The sequence below is a fragment of the Thermoplasmatales archaeon genome (assembly GCA_026127925.1).
GTDB lineage: Archaea > Thermoplasmatota > Thermoplasmata > Thermoplasmatales > Thermoplasmataceae > JAKAYB01.
In genome coordinates this window covers 141,867-161,112 of record JAJSLM010000002.1, presented here as the reverse complement: position 1 = coordinate 161,112, position 19,246 = coordinate 141,867, and the positions used below count along the sequence as shown (strand labels likewise).

The window sequence follows — 19,246 nt, the reverse complement described above, 5'->3', positions numbered from 1 at the left end:
ATTCTTAAATGATTCCAGTTATTTCAAGTGATCTTTCCGAGGCCGACAGACTGAGGTCAGTCTCACCTAAAATTGTGTATCTCTCAGACCTCATGCTATGGGCGGTGCTCAGCGCCTTTATCATCACTTCCCTCGGAATGTCATAATCTTTAGCTTTAACAGACATACCTATTGTTTCATAGGTTTGCTTCAGTGATTTCCAATCCCCACCGTGAAGGAACATCGAGACTACAGAGCCGATAGCGCACTGTTCACCATGAATTGAATTTCCAGGGCCAAGTTGTGTCAATGCATGAGCTATGAGGTGCTCACTTCCACTGGCAGGGCGGGAAGATCCTGCAATCGCCATGGCCGTTCCAGACGCAAGAATCTGTTTTGTCACCAACCAGACGGATTCCTCCACGTCTTCAAGGATCATGTGGGCTTTCTCGATAAGTTCTTTAGCGGCATATTCTGAAATTGCTGCAGCACTTGAACTATATTCCTCGCCCTTGAGCCTGTAAGCAAGTTTCCAGTCCAATATGGCCGTCAGATTTGAAATCACATCTGCAGCACCAGCCTTGAGGTATCTGTAAGGCGCTTTCACCATTATTGAAGTGTCTGCCACAATAGCTATTGGCATCGCACCTTCCTCAGAATAAATTCCATTCGGTCTGCTTATAGAGGCACGGGGAGAGGCGATACCGTCGTGACTTGGAGATGTTGGAACGCTGACGAGCGGGACGTTAAGGTCAAAAGCAACCTTTTTTGCAACATCTATCTTTGTTCCACCACCGACGCCTATCATCATGCCGGTCTTTCCACGGGCAGCAAAGTTAGAAACAAGGCTTAAGTTAGGCTCATCAGCGGCGCCAATTTTTATCACATTCACTACATAACCAGCATCCTTGAGAATATCTTCAACTTGTTTACCCACAAGTCCATACGTGAAGTCCCCTGTAACTATCACTATAGATCCACGACGGAGATACCGCTCTGCGATAAGCGGAAGATTTGCAAGCACACCATGCCCTATGTAAACATCTCTCGGGAAATGCATGGTTTTGAATTTTTCGAACTCCATTTCCTAAATATGTTTAAGTATGATATAAAGGTTGACAGAGAAGGAACGTTCAGAATTTCATGATGCCTGTGGCCATGCTGGTATTGGAAGAATATGCCTCTTCGTTTTCGGATACCGCTATGATCCCCACGGACGTGTTACCAAATTTTGAAACTTCATCATCTAGTATATTCTTCAGAGGTTCCGATCCAATACGCAGGTATACGTTATAACATAGCATTTTCTTTATGATCTCTTCACCTATGCCTGTTGCTACAACTGCACCTTTCTTTCCGGCGTATATTCCACACCCAGGTAGAGGTGAGTCCCCAACGCGGCCCCTCATCATTGGCGTTGCTCCACCGGTTGAAACAGCGGCTGCAAATTTTCCATCAACTCGGGAAACTGCACCAACCGTGTCTTTAACTAAACCGAAAATTTTTGCGTACTTCATGTAGTTTTCATACCTATTTGGTGTCTCTTTATCCTCTCCTGAAAGGATTCTTATCATCTTTTCCCAATTTTTCGATGATTTTTCTGTAGACGGATCATAATCCTCAAAGCCCTGCTGACGTGCAAATTTTGTTGCACCATCCCCAGAGAGAATTAGATGTGGGGTTTTTTCCATCACGGCTCTTGCCACTAAAACTGGATTCTTGACTCTTTCTATGGAAACAACCGAACCAAAGCCTTCTTCCGTCATGACAGCCGCATCCATTTGAATCGATCCATCTATTCTCTTTACCGATCCGGTGCCGGCATTAAAATCGGGATTGTCCTCAAGCATCCGGACTGCATCGACGGACACATTCAGCGCACCTCTTTGCAAGGCCGAGAGTTTTGCATAATTGCTAAGCAAAGTCGAAAAGGACACGTCCGAACCGGCCCCGCCGTGAATCAGAACAACGTTAACCATGTCCCAAGTAGCCTTCCCGGATATTAAGATATTTCCAGATTGTAAGTACTTGAGAACTAAGGATCAGGGCGTGTATATTTAATACGAGAATGGACTAATTGACTATCTTGAACCTAGGGAATTCATAAACTGGAAATGTAAATAAAGATAACTTTCTGTTTCCCCAAAAGCAAGATGTTACTCAAAGAGAGACTTCACACAAAAGCAATTATAACGCGTCGCTTGCAATCGTTGGACAATTCACTAAAGCGAAAGATAATAAACAGAAGGAAACGTTTAAAACGGCGTCTATAATCGGGATGAGTTAAAATCTGGGTAAAATGCTGAACATAGAAGATATCACAAAAGTTTATACACCAAAAAATCCGCCCGCTGTTGATAAGCTGAATCTTGAAATGAAGAATGGCGAGATTCTTGGCCTTGTAGGACTTAATGGAGCTGGAAAAACTACCACAATAAGAATGGCGTCAGGCATCATACTACCAACTTCTGGAAAGATCCTTGTCGATGGGTATGATATCATCAGCGATAAAGTCAAGGCTTCATTGAATGTTGGCTGGATACCAGAGCTCCCCAATTTTGAACCTAATGCAACACCTGTGCTATTGATGAGCTATTTCGCAGGCTTTTATGGCCTACACGGGAATGCAGCAAAAGATAGGATTATGTCCTTACTCGAACAAGTTGGTTTAAAAAATGATCTTAACAAGAAACTGCGATCATATTCACAGGGTATGAAGAAACGATTCGCCATTGCAGAATCTATAATAGGTAATCCTCAAAACGTCTTGTTTGATGAGACGCTTAACGGTCTCGATCCTGAAGGCGTTCTATTTGTGAGAAAGCTTATGATGAGCATGAAAAAGGAGGGAAAGGCCATACTTCTGTCCTCACATATTCTCAGTGAGATCGAAGATGTTGCAGATCGCGTAGCAATAATAGATCACGGGAAACTCATTAAGATCATAAAGAGAGAGGAAATGAGGAGCCTAGGGAAAACCGTACTTCATATCACAGTTGAAAATTACGACGACGAGTGCAAGTTACTGTTATCAAAATATGGAGATCTGGAATCGAACGGTAATGAGTTGATCATAAGAGACCTAACAGTTCCTGATAACAAACTTTCGGAAATTCCTCAAAAACTAGTGAGGGCCAAGTATAAAATTTTACGCTTTGATCCTGTCGGAGAAAGCCTAGAAGAATATTTCTTTGGACTAATAGGATATAAAGAGTCAATCACCCCTCCCGGACCGAAGGAATCTCATCGGGAGGAATAAGATGAAACCAATAATTTATGAAATAAGAAGGACACTAACAAGTAAATTCGTCGTAATAATGATAGTTGCAATTGTCGGTCTCTCAGCACTTCTTGCGTATGAATCTGCTTCCACTTACTCTCCGGTCCATATTCCGACAACCCCACACGTGACATATGGATATTATGAAAATGGAAGCAACCTAGTACTGGTTTCCTACTCACATAACGCTTACGGAAACCCATCCTCCAAGATTAAGGTTGATTTTGAATATAACGGAACTTTCTACAGTTCGATATCAGGGGCAAGCGGCTTCGCGAATTCTACGATACCCATCGGAAATAGTGTTCTTCCAGTTATTTATGTTAATTACACCTATAAGACCTTCGGGCATTCATTTTCTACACCGCAAATGAAATTTACAATAGATACAACTAATAAATCTTCCGGACTGGAAGTCATATCCGGAATATACGACAGCTCCAATACAACAAGATATGGAGTGCAGTTATTTTATGTTGGAAGTAATGGTTCTACGGCACCTCCGCTTAATATCTATTTTATAAATTCAACAAATAACATAAACCAGTCCTTAAAGAATTCCTCATTCAAGTATTCTGTCGAAGGATTTACTGTAAAGAACATATTCCCTATTATCACTACTCCAAATGTCAATGAAACCTATTATGTCGTTGCAAAAAATTCCTCGGGTGCTACGATCTTACCGCTAAAAAAAATTGGTCCATTGACTGATTACGTACCGATGACACAGAGCTCGCTGCAATCACTTGTCTTTGCTGGGACCTCAGAGTTACTTGGATTTCTTATACCTATCCTTGCGGTATTTGCGGCGTACCTAACATACGGTAAGGATAGAACAAGCGGTGTATTAGAATCGGTACTGAAGAGACCGGTCACAAGGGGCTCGCTTATTTCTTCGAGATTTGCATCTAACGTAATTTCAATATTTGTTGCTGTAGGTCTATCGATGATTATTTCTGATGTTATAATATTCCATTATTTTGGGATGTATCTGTCCATGACCTTTGATCTTTACTTTGTCTGGCAGTATCTAGTTGAAGGTGTTGCTTTCCTGGCCCTCGTGTACATGTTTTCACATCTTGCAAAATCACAGGGTGCTTTGCTTGGAGCAGCAATAGCCGTATTCGTTGTAATGGATCTCTTCTGGTCCATAATACCTGTAGCAATACTTTCTGCTCTCAATATTTCGTCATCCAGCACGACCTACATATGGACAAGCATAGGTTTCAATTATGCCAGTCCTGCCGGATATTCCTCTCTCATACAGACAATGTTCACGAGTAAATTTGGTCTGATTTCTTCCCAGGTGATAAATCCTTCCGAATTTGGCATTGTGGCTCCGGTTTTAATAATTGCTGGAATACTGTGGATGGTTGTACCGTTTGCGATCTCTTTTTTCCTTGCAAAATACAGAGATTAATTCGAAAGTACAGTTTCGAATTCAACCTCCTCAAACTGAGAAGATTTATTTCTATTGATTGCATGATAAGATCACGATAAAAATAGAAAAATTTCAAAACAAGTCAGACTTCAACTGGGTATCAGATATTCTGACACAGCAAAATTCGGGCAAGATAGCACTCATGATTCTGGACGATGAAGAACAACTGATTGAAGTTCCCTATTCTATGTTGCTGGAAAAAGCCAAGAAATATGCCAATTTCATGAAGGATGAGGGTCTTAAAGATGGCGATTCTGTCATAATTATGATGAGGATGATACCTGACCTGTGGTACATAACTGTTGCTTCGTCAATTGTTGGAGTCGCTTATTCTCCAGCTCCAATACTTCTCTCAAAAAATGATATAGTTTACAGGATAAACCAGACAGGCGCAAAGGCGATCTTTGCTGACGCCTACACCATGAAACAGGTAACGGATGCAGCAAAGGGGATTTACATTAAGGTATTCAATGTATCAGACGATAACTTTCAAAACAAGATAGCTATGGAGGAATCGTTTGTATCGGGGTTCCACAAAGATCCGAAGGCAAAACACGCCATATTTTTTACCTCGGGAACCGAAGGGCTGCCTAAAACCATAGTGCATAATGGGTACTATCCGCTCGGACATCTTTCAACAGTGCAGTGGTTGGGCATAGACAACAAAGACGTTCACTGGAATATTAGTAGCCCTGGTTGGGCGAAATGGGCTTGGTCTAACCTGTACGCCCCGTTGATAGCCGGTGCAACCGCATTTTCCTTTGATCAGGAAAGGTTCTCTGCTGAGAGAACTCTGAGTGCGATCGAGAATTATCCAGTGACTTCTCTATGCACGGCTCCAACTGTGTGGAGGATGTTTATGGTTCAGGATCTCACCAAATTTAAGCCTTCGGCTTTGCAAAAAGCTTCGTCAGCTGGAGAGCCATTGAATGCCGAGATCATAAAACGCTGGAAGGATCTGACTGGCATTGTGATAAAGGACGGATATGGACAGACAGAGACCTCAGCGGTTATAGGCAACGCAAATATTTCTGAAGTAAAGCCTGGATCGGCAGGAAAACCGCTGCTGCATTACAAGGTCAAAATAGTCGATGACGGTGGGAAGGAACTACCTGTGGGAGAAGAGGGCAACATTGCAATCGATATTGGAAAAAACGTTCCAGGTTTATTTTCTGGATATGGCAATGATCCAGCATTGAACTCTGACAGATTCAAACACGGATACTACTATACAGGTGACCTTGGGAAGATAGATTTAGATGGTTATGTTTGGTTTGTTTCACGTGCTGATGATGTCATAAAGGCTTCAGACTACCGGATCGGTCCGTTTGAGGTCGAGTCCGCACTTCTGACTCATCCGGCTGTCGCAGAATCCGCCGTGGTGGCCTCTCCAGATCAAATAAGAGGAAATGTTGTAAAGGCGTTCATAATCCTTAAAAACGGTTACTCTCCAAGCAGCTCTCTTGCGAGAGAACTCAGTTTTCATGTAAAGAAGGTAACGGCTGCCTATATGAGGCCTAAAAGGATAGAATTTGTCAAAGATTTACCGAAAACCATCAGTGGCAAGATAATAAGAAAAGAATTAAGGAATCTTGAGATTAAAAGATCTGAAGAGAAAGCTGGCTCAGCGAATAGAGAAAACGAGTTTCTTGTGCCGTAAATTTAAGCACAAACATTTTTCAGCAAGCAGGAATTATGTTTACTCGTAATAATGAAAGCCCTAGAAGATGAGATGTTCACATGGATACGGACGAACAGGAAACAATGTAGATTTAATCTGACTAATAGCGGTTTTTCTGAACCAGATCTAGAACGTTTCGGTATCAACACTTCATACGAAGACTATAGATCAGAGATGAGGGAAACGCCGGAAGTATTCACAGAAAGTGTAGCGAGTGTGTACAAAGTCCACAAGGAAAATGTGGTTACGACATGTGGAGGTACCGGGGGGATATTTATTGCAAATGCATACCTAAGAGAGAAGGTATCAAAAGTATATGTTCCACCGATAGAATATATGCCTATGTTTCTTACCCCGCGTTCACTTGGCATGCCATTGATCTTTAAAGCCCCAAATAGAGAAGATTTTTTGTCAGAAAAGAATTTTCTCTTTGAATTCACAAATCCGAATAATCCTACAGGAAAAAGTTTTGATCAAAGAGTAATTAATGAAATGATTAGTTTGGTCGAGGAAAATGACAGTTATCTCTATTCTGACGAAACATTCAGACCGTTTTCCATGGAAGAAAATCCCGGGACGTTGTTCAGCGGATCCAAAAGAATTATAGTTTCGAATACCATGACAAAATTTTTCGGTCTGGGAAATTTAAGAGTTGGTTGGATGATAGCAGAAGAAGATGTCGCCAGTGAACTCAACAATGTGAAAGATATTGTAACCGCAGAAATATCGAATTACAGTATGTGGATAGCTGCACAGGCAATTAGGAACAGGAAACGATTTATTTCCTTTGCAAAGACAATTATTGAAAAGAATATGCAAATACTGAAAGAGTTTCTTGCATTACATACAGAACTAAAATCGGATCTACCGGATTCAAGTTCGATCGCTTATCTAAGATATACAAAAGGACCCGATTCTTTAGAATTTGCCAAAAAGTTACTCCAGGATACGGGTATACTAATTGTTCCAGGCAGGTATTTTAATGATGAAAATGGATTCAGGATCTGCATGACATCAGATCCCGACAACTTCAAAGAAGCCATGGATATGCTGGACAGTTATCTCAATGATACGAAGAACCTTGATTGAAAACCGGCATAACCTTATCTTTCGGAGCACGGTATTCTAAGGAACATTTCACGTTGTTGAGCTCGAATAATAAATACGTGTAGATTATTCCTACATGTGGATCGGAGATTCTATCTTGCAATAGGTTTAATCGTGATGTCTTTCAATTCACTCTATCAATATTCGTGGAATGTTTTTGAACCATTACTTGTATCCGGATTTGAAACCAGACTTATAGAAATTCAGGTTGCGTTTACCCTATTCGCAATTTTTTCAACCGTTTCACAAGGTCCCGGAGGCTACATAGCAGACAAGTACGGCCCAAGGAGGATCGGGATAATTTCTGCAATTCTCTCTGCGTCAGGATTTCTGGGTACGTCATTCCTTCACAATCTGGCAGTATTCTACGTTTTATGGTCTCTTGGGAGCATAGGGGAAGGTATACTATACGGTATTGCAACTAACCTTGCAGTCAAATGGTTTGTGGGATCAAGGGGCATCGCTGTCGGAACAATATCTCTTGGTTTTGGTGTTGGCGCAAGTATAGCAAATGTATTCATCGGGAGATTCGGAGAGTTTAGAACACCAATGCTCATAATCGGTTTGCTTGAAATCATAATACTCCCCGTATTAATGTCATTAACCCGTTATCCAGAACAATCAACGATTTCCGGAAGAACTCCGCTTTCCACTATAACAAACACTCGTTACTGGATACTCTATATTTCTTTTATACTTGGATCGATACCACTTATTGTAATAGCCTCGTCTTTTGGATTTATAGGTAAATCGCTTCCGTTGTATGAATTCACAATATTAATTTCCATATTTCCCCTGTTAAGTGGAATCAGCAGGCCAATACTCGGGTATATTTCGGATTTCATAGGCAGAACGAAAACACTGGTTATAATAGATATTTCTATCATAGCGGGTGCCTTGTTTTTGGTTCTCAGAATATTTCCACTTTCAATTGTCCTTATTGGGTTTTTCGGCGGATCCATGATATCGATGTATTTCGCTCTAATCGGTGACGTCTTTGGTTCAAAGTTCTCTACATCGAACAATGGAATCTTTTACACCGGAAAAGCGATATCAGGTTTTCTTGGAAGCACGATCTTTGCATTAATTTTTGTTATAAGCATTGAAATTTCGTTTAACTTTGTTCTGGTCTCGAGCATTCTGGCCCTGATGTTTTTGCTGTTGTCTGTTCCGAGGCGGAAACGAAATACAGAAGACGTAAATGGTTCTTAGATAACACTTGCTGGAAATCCAGGAATCATTTGTCAAAGATCTATCAATTCAGATCCGGACTATCTTCTGTTTTAGAGTCTGACGCGGAATTCTCTCCATCACCGTGCCCATGACTGTATATTATTTTTTCAAGCATGCTGAGGTAGTTGTTATAGAATTCTTCACCTTTCTTCGTTATTTCAACTACAATACGCGGAGAAGTGAAGAACGAAGCGTCATGCGTAGTTACGAAACCCGACTTCTCTAGTTTATCGATATGGTTCGAAATACTTCCCTTTCCACATCCAGTGAGTTTCATAATGTCAGTGAGCCTCATTCTCTTGCTTACACCCAGAGACATAATTATTATAAGTCTTATCGAAGACTTAAAAGGGGTATCCGTTATTTCTTCTGCGAGCTGGGTGAGGACAAATCGCCGAAAATTTTCCGCATCAGTAAGACTACTCCCCATTGAGTTCCTCCAAATAGTCTGGTGCGTGATAAATGAAACTAAACGAGCTCAACAGCAGGATCGCAAGAACAACACCAAGCAGTAGATATGAGACTTCTTCAAGCATTTTTGGAACTGAAATATACATCCCAATAATCGAAGTAACAGAACTGAAAATAACCAAAAACATGTACGAAAAGAAGACTGCATATCCTTCAAAAGGGATTTTCACAAATGTGTTTTTAAGACCTCGAATGAGTATAATATCGAGAACCAAATAAACAAGAAGGAAAATCAAGTTTGATATTACATATCTCAGAGTGATATTTGTGCTGTCTATTACTAATCCTGCGAATATACACAGAAGGAACAATGCGACAATACCATTTCTCCAAATTATCGTCCTATTTCCGATTCGATAAGAGCGATTCGCCCTGGCGAATTCTCTTAATTTAACTATCCTCGCCGAGTTCTCAAATAAATTAAACCAATAAAAAATCGCGAATACAAATACTGTTACCTGAATTAGAATGCTGGTGATATCTGCCAGATAAGCAGAAGAAATGAAGTATGTAATTACAGGAAACGACAGAGAATCTACCAAAATAAGTAATGCAACGATTCCAAAAAGCACTCCCCAAGTTCGACGCATAATATAACTCTGAAAACCAAGAACACGGTTATTAATCTGCTCAACAGATCTTAAGAGCTCATTTTTAAATTTTAAATCGTCATCCATCTTACTGTACATCTCCCCAACTAATTTTTCTCTCATGTCCTATGACATTCTATCTCAGTGTTCCCAAATTGTCGTAACATTATTATTCACTCTGATATTATATTCATCCCCCTAGAAAGTGCTCACGAGACTTTCCATTTAACGCTACTCCTCGGCATTTACAAGAGCTAGGAATATGTCCTCCAATGTTGTTTTACTCTCGGCTAATGAGTACAACGAACAGCCTATCTCTTTCGCGATTCCTGAGACTTCACTATTCAGCTGATCCCGCTTTTCAGTACATATTATGAGAGTGTTGCCGCCATTATGATCCATATCCACACGAACAACACCGTTTATTTTTTCAATGTCATGAATTAATTTATCACTCACAGAAGAAAATTCTCCAACGTATTTGAAGCTCCCTTTTACCTTCTTCAATAAATCAGACATTTTTGACTGAATTATAGTCCGTCCTTCATTTATAATTGTCGCATCTGAACATAACCGCTCAACTTCGGAAAGCTGGTGATCGGAGAGCAAAATGGTCTGACCTTCTGCTGCCTGTTCCCTTAACAGAGCCCTGAACTTTGATGCGGAAGATGGATCAAGTCCTGCAGTTGGTTCGTCGAGAATAAGTATGTCTGGACCTCCCTCCATTGCTATCGCGAGATCAAGCCTCTGCAACATACCTCTACTGTACTGAGAAACCCTTGAGTCTGAAGCATCAAGAAGCCCGACCTTTTCAAGGAGATCTTTCGATTCCAGCCTGACCCGATCCTTACTTAGTCCCTTTAGATAGCCATATACAATCAGACATTGCCTTCCCGTCAAATTCTTTGGTAGAGAGGGAAGTTCAGGAGAATAACCAACACATGACTTTATTTTAGGATCATTATCCCTGAATTCTTTTCCCATTACCTCTATTCGGCCACTATCAGGGAAAATTATTCCAGTAATACATTTCATTGTGGTGCTTTTACCTGCTCCATTGTTACCAAGTAAAGCATGTATTTTCCCTTTCTGGACATTCAGATTTATTTCTCTTATTCCTCTTCCATTTGAGTATGTTTTGCTTAGATTTTCTACAACAAGCGCATCCACTGTTATCAGCCCCTTATTTCTGCTTTTCTAAATATGGCAAATCCCAAACCAAAAATGAACAGAACTTCGATTGACGCAAATATAACATTCAGAATCATATATTTCCACGCTGATATGCTAAAGTGCCTAGAACTTCCCAGCGAAACGTATTGCAAGTGAAGAATTCCCGACGGATTGACTGCATAATTCATGATAGATGATGGAACTGAGGTCATATTCATAAATGGAATTGCAAATGTTCCATCACCATAACCGATCTTCATCGCGAGGATCCCGAATATTACAGCGAAAAATATCCAGACGCCAAACATTATACCAAAAACGAAGGAGGATTGCCGAACCAACGGCCCAAAAAGAAAACCCATAGACGTAAATCCTGCAATCAAGAGAACTATGCCACCTATAAATGCGGGTAACCACTGAAAATAGCTTTGATAGCCTGAAAGAAAGTGTCCGCAAATTATGGCAACTATTACAAATATTAGCGATAAGATCAGTGCGAATATCAATTTTTCAATGAATTTCCCGAGATAGATATCTCCTCGACGAATCGGAAGAGAAAATAGCTTGATTATGGACCCAGATTCGAATTCCTGGGCAATGACGTCAGATCCGATGAATGCACCAATAAATAAACCCGCTAAGCCCGCAGCAACTGTTACAAAGACGCTTGAGGTTGTTAGCATCCATGCTTGTGAACTTTTGGTATATGCAAACAAAGTTCCGGATGCAAATCTCGGTATCAGATATCCATAGGCTATTGCGAGAAAAGATACGAGACCGAATGCGACATAGGTTTTCCCCGCCTTCATATCTATTGTGGCTTGATACTTCACTATTCCCATTATTGCAGACATAAAATGAGAATACTTTTCAGGTTATTATTTAATATTCTGAGTTCAAATTTTGAACCTGTCGGACACTTAATGTTAAGATTATAGATGTAGTTGCATGTTCATAGGACACGTTGCTATAGCGTTCCTGTTAATGTATTTCTTCCCCTGGATTCCAAACTGGGTACCGCTATTAAGAGTCGGTTTTCCAGATTTGCTCTAGCCTGTTTTGGTTCTGACCGGGGCTGAGAAGGTTTCGATTAATCCTGAGAGTCCTCTGCAAAGCAAAGTTAATTTTTCAAACTATCCTTATTCACATTCTTTGATCTTTTCTCTTGTTATAGAAATAGGCATCTCAGTTTTTATAGGAGTTATAACAAAAATGATCTTGGCGATTATTGTATTTTTAATGGCATGTGAATCACACTGGGCCCTTGATACATTAACGCATTCAAAAAACCTACCATTATTCGGTTTTGGAAAGAGGGATAAAAAAATTGGCATGAGTTTATGGAAAAAAGGACGGATTGCGTTTATTTTCGAATATATATTTTATGCCGCATTTGCAATTGTGTTTCTCAAAAATGTTTACGTGATACCGTGTTTAATTCTGGGTGCAATATTTCACCTTGCTAACTCAAATTCCTTCTTCGGTTTTAGGAAGAAGAATCCATTCAGATCTAACAGAACCTACTCAATTTTTGTTTTGTTCGGATTTTGTACATTCCTTTTCTTCTCACTTAGAATTTTATGATCGTATAAGAATCATTGTTACAATGAGCAATTCAAGGTTCCAACGAAATTTTTGCATATCTTACGGAAAATAAGTATATGACAATTGGGACAACGATCATGAGAAGCAGAATAAAAACAAGATAATATGAGAGTAGACTGGAAGTATACATAACAGAGGTGATGACGAAGGCTGCTATGATTGCGGCAAAAATATATACTGTAATTGCCGCTTCCGATCTCTTGCTTATAGAATCATACGTATACACTGGGTAAATCCCGCTGAACTGGGCATCACCAATATCTTTCAGAGTCTTCTTCTGGCATTTTGGGCATTTAACGTTGAATTTGTTTAGTTTCTTGAACTCCCATATAAATCCTCTCTGCGGAAAGCTCAGATTAAAAGTGAAATCGCAACTTGAACATTTCATTATTGAATTGGTTATAGTCTGGACCACATTTCATAATATTTGTCTTCTATATTTATTTGTCTCATTGTGTTTTAACTGGTGCATAATGTGTGTGGTGTCTCCATTGAAAACCCGATCCAGGATAAGTTATAGCACTTAATTCTCTGTAACCATTTGATCTATGTTGAGTTCAGATGAGAATTCATCTATTTTCTTTTTTGCAAATTCGATACACTTAATAGGGTTAATTCCTGAATCTTTGCGATTCCATATCTCAAGTCCCTTAGAAATAAAATCTCCCCGAGAACTTACAAGCCATCCATTTTCCCCTTCACAAACCGTTTCCAAAGGACCCTGCTTATTGTACGTAAGTACCGGAGTGCCACAAAGAGAGGATTCTATGGGGATATAACCAAAAGGCTCTTCAGTGAAGGGAAAAGCGGTAAAAAGAGCACCGGAATACAGACGGACTAAGCGATCATCACTGACATGTCCTTCAACCTCCATAAAGTTCTTTATGTAATCGATAGAAATGCCAGGTGGTACTTTGGATCCGAATGTTATTATCTTAACACCTTTTTTTGCAAGTTCAATGAGAGTCTTAATCTCAGTTTCCTTCCCGATATAAGATAAAACGTAATTTTCATTCGACTCGGCAGTGTTCCTTTTGAACATGGAAAAATTTTTTACAGTGTGTATAACAGATGGGACTTTAAACCCTAAATTCTCGTAATAGCCCTTTATATATTTCGAGTTTGCATAGATCTTTTTGCTTCCAGATTTAAATTTTGCCAGTAATTTTCTTTGAAGCAAAAGAATAGGGAACCAGAACAGAGAACGTACTATGTAAGCACTAGAACTGCTCTCTGAAAGATTGTTGAGCGTTTCAAGAAAAGGGATGCCCTGAATAATCAGAACATCTGATTTGCAGGGTATAGTTGAGGATATGTTAACAATGTAATCAATCTGATTATTTTCTACAACCTTTTTAACATCCTCAGCCCCAATTCCAAGCATGGATTCTACAATCCAACTCAGCACCCATAAAATTCCTTCGTTTGATTTGAATCTTTTTGGAAGTAATCGGCATATGTTGAAATTACTGCCTGAGTTGACTAGATCTACTGAGTCTAAGCCAGAGACTCTATTTGGTTCTGTCGAAATACAGTTCCAGTATACGTATACCTTAAATTTACCACTTAATTTTGATCTTAGGAAGTTTATGACATTTAACTGTACAGATACCCCTGAGCTTATTGGATCTGAAACTATCAATATTGATTTCAATATAAGCGAAATGTTAAAAATAGTATTTAATCCATGCAGCGTCCCGTATGTACATCACTTCAGAACGGTATCAAGTATTGTGGAAGGCCACAGCAATCGAAAAAATGAAATTATTCCAAGGTTATGATACAGAATGTGCATTCCTTGAATAAGCTTTAGTTTGACTCTGGTTACCATTTTCCAGAGTTTTTTCTGCATTCATCAGGTCCTGAACAAAGATATCAATCATATCTGAAGTGAAATTCTCCCTTACAACAACCCGCATGATTGTAGTATCATTGGCCTCTGGTGGCAAAGAGTAAGCAGGTACGATCCAACCCCTTTCCCTTAGCTTGTAGGAAAGATCAAAAAGAGTGAATTTTTTCTTTTCTTTCTGTTTAAATGTAACAACGGGGATATGCCTGGCGTCATTTAACGGCTCAAACGATCCTAATTTTGCAATACTTTCGGCGAGATAGTGCGCATTACCCATCATCTTGTTTACTATTGCTGAGTACCCGTCGAAGCCCAGTTTCATTATATTGTAGTACTGTGCTACAATCATGGAACTTCCTTCGGAGAAATTCAGTGTGTATGTTGGCATTTCGTCTCCAAGATAATTTACATAGAATTTTAGATCCTCAGGGAGAAGGCTTTCGTTTCTAAAAATTAGCCAGCCTAGTCCCGGATAAACCAGACCAAATTTATGGCCTGACGAATTTATTGACTTAACTTGCTCCAGCCGAAAATCCCATTTAAAATCCGGTTCATAAAACGGCGTAATAAATCCAGCGCTGGCTGCGTCAACGTGAATAGGTATATCAAGACCAAGATCGTTTTTAACATCCAGCAGCATGTCATTCAACTCTGTCACAGGATCAAATTCACCTGTAAATGTAGTCCCTAAGACCGCCCCCACTGCTATTGTGTTCTCATCTATTTTTTTCCTAACATCATCTGGACCTATTACAAACCGATCCTTCTTAAGAGGTACAATTCTTGGCTCGACGTCAAAATATTTTGCAAATTTATCCCAAGAAACATGAGTGTCACCGCCAAATACTATGTTCGGCCTATCATGCGGTTCATTTTCCTTGATCCGTCTCTGCTTCCAGTTCCATTTGTGTGCAAGAAGACCCAACATAATTGCCTCAGAAGAACCTATTGTAGAAGTACCGATGAAATTATCTCTCTCTGGAACATTGTATAAATTTGCAAGTATGTTAACTATTCTCTCCTCTATAACATTAACCTGAGGATATTCAAAGTGATCTATGAAATTCTTGTGTAGATTTTCGATTATAAGTCTATCGGCCTCAGGTTCCATCCATGTCGTCACAAACGTAGCAAGATTCAGATCCGGATTTCCATCAAGGTTGAGTTCATCATGAATCAATTGATAGGCGGCTCTTGCTCTTATTCCACTCCTAGGAAAAGTAAATTTTGGTACCTCGTTATCCATGTATCTATTGTGGTTTTTTTCGTAATTTCTGTCACGGTTCTTCATTTCTCCAAACTTCATTTTTCTTGCTACCAAATTCATCACTTTTTGAGTCGAAAAATTACAAGACAATCATTTGATTTAACATTTTACCAGAGATGAAAGTCCTTTATATAACATAGAAAGGTTTTGTTAGCCATATAAAAGTTACGAAGAAGTTGAGTATTACATGTCAATCAACGTGGGTTAACTAAAAAAGGACGTAATTGTGCATTTAAATTAAAATACATCATTTGAGATAAAATATGATAATACCCCAACAAAAAAATGAATAGCAACAATACCAACCGACTCGTTTGGCGTGTTTTCGGAAGTTATGAAACCATGTGAGAAATAATCATGGGGCCTCTTTATAAAGATGTTTGCAAGATCGAGACAGAACTAAGCTTGGGTATCTGTTCCTTGGAAGTTATTGTTATGCGGAAACCCAAACTGCCTAGCAGAAATTTGTTATCGAACCTAAACGACATCTGACCATTTCCGCTAATTGTGAAGTTGTAATAGATTTCCGACGAATTAGGGATTGTGTTGAGAACTCCGGAAGCATTCACGGTTATGTTGTAATGGAAATTTTTTGCTACGTTGTAAGAAGTTAGGTTGACCGTATAATTACCTGGGAATAATGTACCAGTGTCAAAGCTACCGTTGATAATGCTCGTATTTGTTGAATTATTGACTGTATTAGAAATGTAATGAAAACTCGTGTTTTGCTTTGTAGGCTGAAACTTTAAGGGAGAATCTGTATGTTGTTTTTGGATAGCTAATATTGAGTAGGGCCCGCTTTCCGCAAGAACACTCCATCCTTGTTGAAGATAGTAATTGGTATACTGATACAAACTGGGTATAGTTGGTGAATATGACGACCAAAAATTTGACGTTTCTATAACTAAATAGGTGAAATTCGAAACGTTCGGTACAACGGTTGGAGAGTAAGGTGTAGCGTCCACATTAACATAACTTGGAAAATATGGTTCCAGGTTATTTTGGGTCAACAGAGATGCATTTCGGGGCAATTCGTTTCCTATCTCGAAGATCAGATCAGTAGCCGGAGTAACTTCAAAGTTTCTGAGATTAGGCAGAGGCCCAAGTTTTCCAGCATGATATATACTGTTTGGGGAAACAGGACTGAAAGGAATCGCTATAAGTATTGCAACTACAAGAAATAATGAGATGCCAATAGAATACCTCTTAAGAATATTCCTTAACTTTGCATATCTAATTTTTGGCACAGTCTTCATAAGCCATAAAACAGAGAGTGCAGCAGACACATAGAACATGGGTTCTATCATGGCGGTGTATTGGTAGCCGAGCTGATAGTATGGGCCATAGCTTGAAAAAACCGCGTACATAATATACGGTAAAATAGGGATGAGCGCTGGCAGATAAATAATTGATATTATTCCGGTGGTACCTATGACGAGCATAAAGAAATAAACCTTGCTCAGATAGTTGGATTTTAGAAGCCCTACGACTTTATCAGGAGATCTGAAAATTGATAAAAGAAGTCCGAGAGGTGTGGACGATGGTGCCCCGGCTTCACCGGTTCCTGGTAAAAATGAGAAATGTGGTGCACCAAGGTATACGCCTTTTGCAAAACCGGCAAGTACCAGATAGAAGTATAACACGACGACTGAAACAGCCGTTATCTTGAGGTAATAAGTCATTTTCCTTTCTGGATTCCATCCTAGAAAGTATCCGTGCTTCTTCTGCGACATTATGAGTATGAGTTCGAATACAAGAATACAGGCAACAATGTATACAAAATTTGAATGTAAAGAAATTATGAAAGCTAGTCCAATAATATGAAGAAGTTTCTTTCCGGCAAGGAAAGAATCAATTGTAATAAAATAAAAGAATGGTAATAAGGCGAGGTAATGGAAGTCAAAGAGAACCGGACTAAAAGTAAACGGCGAAATGAGAAAGGAAAATGTCAAAATCGCTGGAAACATTTGAGCTAGTTTGTTATCTCCATACATTTTTCTAAGGATTCGGTTTGAAATATCATAAAGGAAAAATCCGGCAAAGGCCACGAAAAAGCTCTGGATCACGAGAAGTGTTATTGGACTTGGAGCAACCTTATAAAATATAAGGACTATGTATGCAAACGGCTGAAAATGCTGCCCCATCAAGCTTTCCCCCAAAAGTGAGGAATAGAATGGTTTGGTACTGAATGCATTATTTAACGCCTGGAGATGCACACCAAGATCCCATGCAGTGGCGTTAAGTGAAAAATACCTCAATATTGAAAAATACGAATATACCGTAAAGAAAATTGCCGAAAGAGTCAGGGCTATGGCGACAGAATAGTTATCAGCAGTTAGCCTTGTCTTGATCCTTTTTTCGAAATCTCTAAACATGAAGTAGGAGTTGAATGGGAATCAAGTTAATTAAAGGTTTTCAGCGCCTTGGTCGGTTCAAAACCAAGTGAGCCTTTACCTCATAACAAAAGTAGAGACGACATTGCACGGGTGATATTTTTGGTAAAATGGGCTGAATTGTTGACATTGGGTTTACAGCACACGATCTGACAAGAAACATATTGATGGTTGGTAAAGATCTCTGATAAATTAGTAAATTTTAATCAACCACGTCCTCCAAAAGTACTAGATTGCTGTCCTCTGTAGAAATACGTATCTCAGCATTCAACGGGATGGTCATTTGATCTTCACCATGGCCGAACGGCATACCGTAAATTATCGGTTTTTTCATTTTGTTAACGTAGTTGTAAATTACCTCTTTGAGTGAAGGTACAGGCCAGTCTTCACGAGGTATCTCCACAAAGTCCCCGAATACCATGCCCTTGAGCTGGTAGAGTGTCTTGGAAAGCAAGAGCTCAGCCATATAACGATCTATATCAAGTATGCTTGTGGCGACATCTTCTAGAAATAAAATCCTCCTGTTCGGTATGAGTTGAAACTCAGTTCCAAAGAGTGAAGTCACAAGGGAGAAATTGGTTCCTGCGCTTATACCACTCGTTTCCCCTTCAACAACTGTACCTAGAATTCTGGATATTTGCGGTGTGAGGTCCAGCGTTTCACCGCGAAGAAGTTTAAACATCTCATCGATAGTCTTCGGAATCTTTTGCTCAAAATCAACTCCAGGCATTGGACCATGGAACGTAATAAGATCCGTTTTCTTTCCTATTGCCATGTGTAGAGCTGTGATGTCACTGTATCCAACAAAAATCTTCGGATGATCCTTTATGATATCAAAATCTATCAGCGGAAGTATCCTCAATGATCCGTAACCACCTCTGGCGCAAAATACAGCATCGACACTATCATCGGCAAAAGCTCTATTTAGCTCATTTGCCCGGTCTTGATCCGATGCTGACAGATATCCTATCTGTTTTGTCTTACGTATGTTATCCCCCAACGTTACTCGGTATCCGAGATCCGTAAGCTTTGAAACCCCTATTGTTAAGCTCCTGAGACTAGGAGCACTCGCAGGTGCTATTATTCTTATGTTTGCTCCGTTTTTAAGTTTCGATGGTTTCATAAAATCAGCCTCCAGACGACAAACCTCACAAACTAGATGAAATACTTCAAAATA

Annotated in this window: 17 protein-coding genes; 6 read left to right on the top strand and 11 right to left on the bottom strand. The window is 39.6% G+C overall.

Annotated elements, in window-relative coordinates; genetic code table 11:
• Nucleotides 1-4: 4 nt before the first annotated feature.
• Nucleotides 5-1,063, bottom strand: coding sequence for an NAD(P)-dependent glycerol-1-phosphate dehydrogenase (locus tag LVQ96_03075; GenBank protein ID MCW6170131.1), 1,059 nt, complete (start codon nt 1,061-1,063; stop codon nt 5-7).
• A gap of 49 nt (nt 1,064-1,112) precedes the next feature.
• On the bottom strand, nt 1,113-1,958 hold the full coding sequence (locus tag LVQ96_03070; GenBank protein ID MCW6170130.1) for an isoaspartyl peptidase/L-asparaginase: 846 nt from the start codon (nt 1,956-1,958) through the stop codon (nt 1,113-1,115).
• Nucleotides 1,959-2,278: 320 nt separating this feature from the next.
• On the opposite strand from LVQ96_03070, the gene LVQ96_03065 reads away from it, so the two are divergent.
• The 5 genes from LVQ96_03065 to LVQ96_03045 all read left to right on the top strand — a co-directional run bounded on the left by LVQ96_03065 (nt 2,279) and on the right by LVQ96_03045 (nt 8,700).
• A complete protein-coding gene (locus LVQ96_03065; protein MCW6170129.1) occupies nt 2,279-3,238 on the top strand; it encodes an ABC transporter ATP-binding protein in 960 nt (319 codons plus the stop codon).
• Between the two features lies 1 nt (nt 3,239).
• A complete protein-coding gene (locus tag LVQ96_03060) occupies nt 3,240-4,679 on the top strand; it encodes an ABC transporter permease (protein ID MCW6170128.1) in 1,440 nt (479 codons plus the stop codon).
• A 58-nt stretch (nt 4,680-4,737) separates the two neighbouring features.
• Complete coding sequence (locus tag LVQ96_03055) at nt 4,738-6,360, top strand: AMP-binding protein (GenBank protein ID MCW6170127.1); 1,623 nt, start codon at nt 4,738-4,740, stop codon at nt 6,358-6,360.
• Between the two features lie 51 nt (nt 6,361-6,411).
• A complete protein-coding gene (locus tag LVQ96_03050) occupies nt 6,412-7,470 on the top strand; it encodes a pyridoxal phosphate-dependent aminotransferase (GenBank protein MCW6170126.1) in 1,059 nt (352 codons plus the stop codon).
• A 135-nt stretch (nt 7,471-7,605) separates the two neighbouring features.
• Entirely contained in the window at nt 7,606-8,700 is a 1,095-nt protein-coding gene (locus tag LVQ96_03045; protein ID MCW6170125.1) for an MFS transporter, read from the top strand.
• A 43-nt stretch (nt 8,701-8,743) separates the two neighbouring features.
• On the opposite strand, the gene LVQ96_03040 is transcribed toward LVQ96_03045, so the two are convergent.
• The 4 genes from LVQ96_03040 to LVQ96_03025 all read right to left on the bottom strand — a co-directional run bounded on the left by LVQ96_03040 (nt 8,744) and on the right by LVQ96_03025 (nt 11,809).
• Nucleotides 8,744-9,151, bottom strand: a complete 408-nt coding sequence (locus tag LVQ96_03040) for a transcriptional regulator (protein ID MCW6170124.1) — start codon at nt 9,149-9,151, stop codon at nt 8,744-8,746.
• Nucleotides 9,141-9,905 carry a hypothetical protein gene (locus LVQ96_03035; protein ID MCW6170123.1) on the bottom strand — a complete coding sequence of 255 codons (765 nt, stop codon included), beginning with the start codon at nt 9,903-9,905 and terminating at the stop codon, nt 9,141-9,143. Before LVQ96_03035 ends, LVQ96_03040 begins: the two co-directional genes overlap by 11 nt.
• Before the next feature lie 108 nt (nt 9,906-10,013).
• Complete coding sequence (locus tag LVQ96_03030; protein ID MCW6170122.1) at nt 10,014-10,952, bottom strand: ABC transporter ATP-binding protein; 939 nt, start codon at nt 10,950-10,952, stop codon at nt 10,014-10,016.
• A gap of 5 nt (nt 10,953-10,957) precedes the next feature.
• Nucleotides 10,958-11,809 (bottom strand): ABC transporter permease, encoded by an 852-nt coding sequence (locus LVQ96_03025; protein ID MCW6170121.1) that lies wholly within the window; start codon nt 11,807-11,809, stop codon nt 10,958-10,960.
• Nucleotides 11,810-12,173: 364 nt separating this feature from the next.
• Here LVQ96_03025 and LVQ96_03020 point away from each other — a divergent pair, with 364 nt between their 5' ends.
• Nucleotides 12,174-12,539, top strand: a complete 366-nt coding sequence (locus LVQ96_03020) for a hypothetical protein (GenBank protein MCW6170120.1) — start codon at nt 12,174-12,176, stop codon at nt 12,537-12,539.
• Between the two features lie 31 nt (nt 12,540-12,570).
• On the opposite strand, the gene LVQ96_03015 is transcribed toward LVQ96_03020, so the two are convergent.
• The 5 genes from LVQ96_03015 to LVQ96_02995 form a co-directional block, all read right to left on the bottom strand.
• The gene (locus tag LVQ96_03015; GenBank protein ID MCW6170119.1) at nt 12,571-12,948 is read right to left on the bottom strand and encodes a hypothetical protein; all 378 of its coding nucleotides are present in this window, start codon (nt 12,946-12,948) and stop codon (nt 12,571-12,573) included.
• A 135-nt stretch (nt 12,949-13,083) separates the two neighbouring features.
• A complete protein-coding gene (locus LVQ96_03010; protein ID MCW6170118.1) occupies nt 13,084-14,214 on the bottom strand; it encodes a glycosyltransferase in 1,131 nt (376 codons plus the stop codon).
• A gap of 121 nt (nt 14,215-14,335) precedes the next feature.
• The gene (locus tag LVQ96_03005) at nt 14,336-15,730 is read right to left on the bottom strand and encodes a glutamate decarboxylase (protein ID MCW6170117.1); all 1,395 of its coding nucleotides are present in this window, start codon (nt 15,728-15,730) and stop codon (nt 14,336-14,338) included.
• A 314-nt stretch (nt 15,731-16,044) separates the two neighbouring features.
• A complete protein-coding gene (locus tag LVQ96_03000; GenBank protein MCW6170116.1) occupies nt 16,045-18,051 on the bottom strand; it encodes a DUF2079 domain-containing protein in 2,007 nt (668 codons plus the stop codon).
• 220 nt (nt 18,052-18,271) lie between these two features.
• A complete protein-coding gene (locus LVQ96_02995; GenBank protein MCW6170115.1) occupies nt 18,272-19,192 on the bottom strand; it encodes an LD-carboxypeptidase in 921 nt (306 codons plus the stop codon).
• Nucleotides 19,193-19,246: the final 54 nt, after the last annotated feature.

What these genes read in the sequence shown, in the direction of transcription:
- LVQ96_03075 (MCW6170131.1), bottom strand. Translation starts at nt 1,063, where the DNA reads ATGGAGTTCGAAAAATTCAAAACCATGCATTTCCCGAGAGATGTTTAC.
- LVQ96_03070 (MCW6170130.1), bottom strand. Translation starts at nt 1,958, where the DNA reads ATGGTTAACGTTGTTCTGATTCACGGCGGGGCCGGTTCGGACGTGTCC.
- LVQ96_03065 (MCW6170129.1), top strand. Translation starts at nt 2,279, where the DNA reads ATGCTGAACATAGAAGATATCACAAAAGTTTATACACCAAAAAATCCG.
- LVQ96_03060 (MCW6170128.1), top strand. Translation starts at nt 3,240, where the DNA reads ATGAAACCAATAATTTATGAAATAAGAAGGACACTAACAAGTAAATTC.
- LVQ96_03050 (MCW6170126.1), top strand. Translation starts at nt 6,412, where the DNA reads ATGAAAGCCCTAGAAGATGAGATGTTCACATGGATACGGACGAACAGG.
- LVQ96_03045 (MCW6170125.1), top strand. Translation starts at nt 7,606, where the DNA reads ATGTCTTTCAATTCACTCTATCAATATTCGTGGAATGTTTTTGAACCA.
- LVQ96_03040 (MCW6170124.1), bottom strand. Translation starts at nt 9,151, where the DNA reads ATGGGGAGTAGTCTTACTGATGCGGAAAATTTTCGGCGATTTGTCCTC.
- LVQ96_03035 (MCW6170123.1), bottom strand. Translation starts at nt 9,905, where the DNA reads ATGAGAGAAAAATTAGTTGGGGAGATGTACAGTAAGATGGATGACGAT.
- LVQ96_03025 (MCW6170121.1), bottom strand. Translation starts at nt 11,809, where the DNA reads ATGTCTGCAATAATGGGAATAGTGAAGTATCAAGCCACAATAGATATG.
- LVQ96_03015 (MCW6170119.1), bottom strand. Translation starts at nt 12,948, where the DNA reads ATGAAATGTTCAAGTTGCGATTTCACTTTTAATCTGAGCTTTCCGCAG.
- LVQ96_03000 (MCW6170116.1), bottom strand. Translation starts at nt 18,051, where the DNA reads ATGTTTAGAGATTTCGAAAAAAGGATCAAGACAAGGCTAACTGCTGAT.
- LVQ96_02995 (MCW6170115.1), bottom strand. Translation starts at nt 19,192, where the DNA reads ATGAAACCATCGAAACTTAAAAACGGAGCAAACATAAGAATAATAGCA.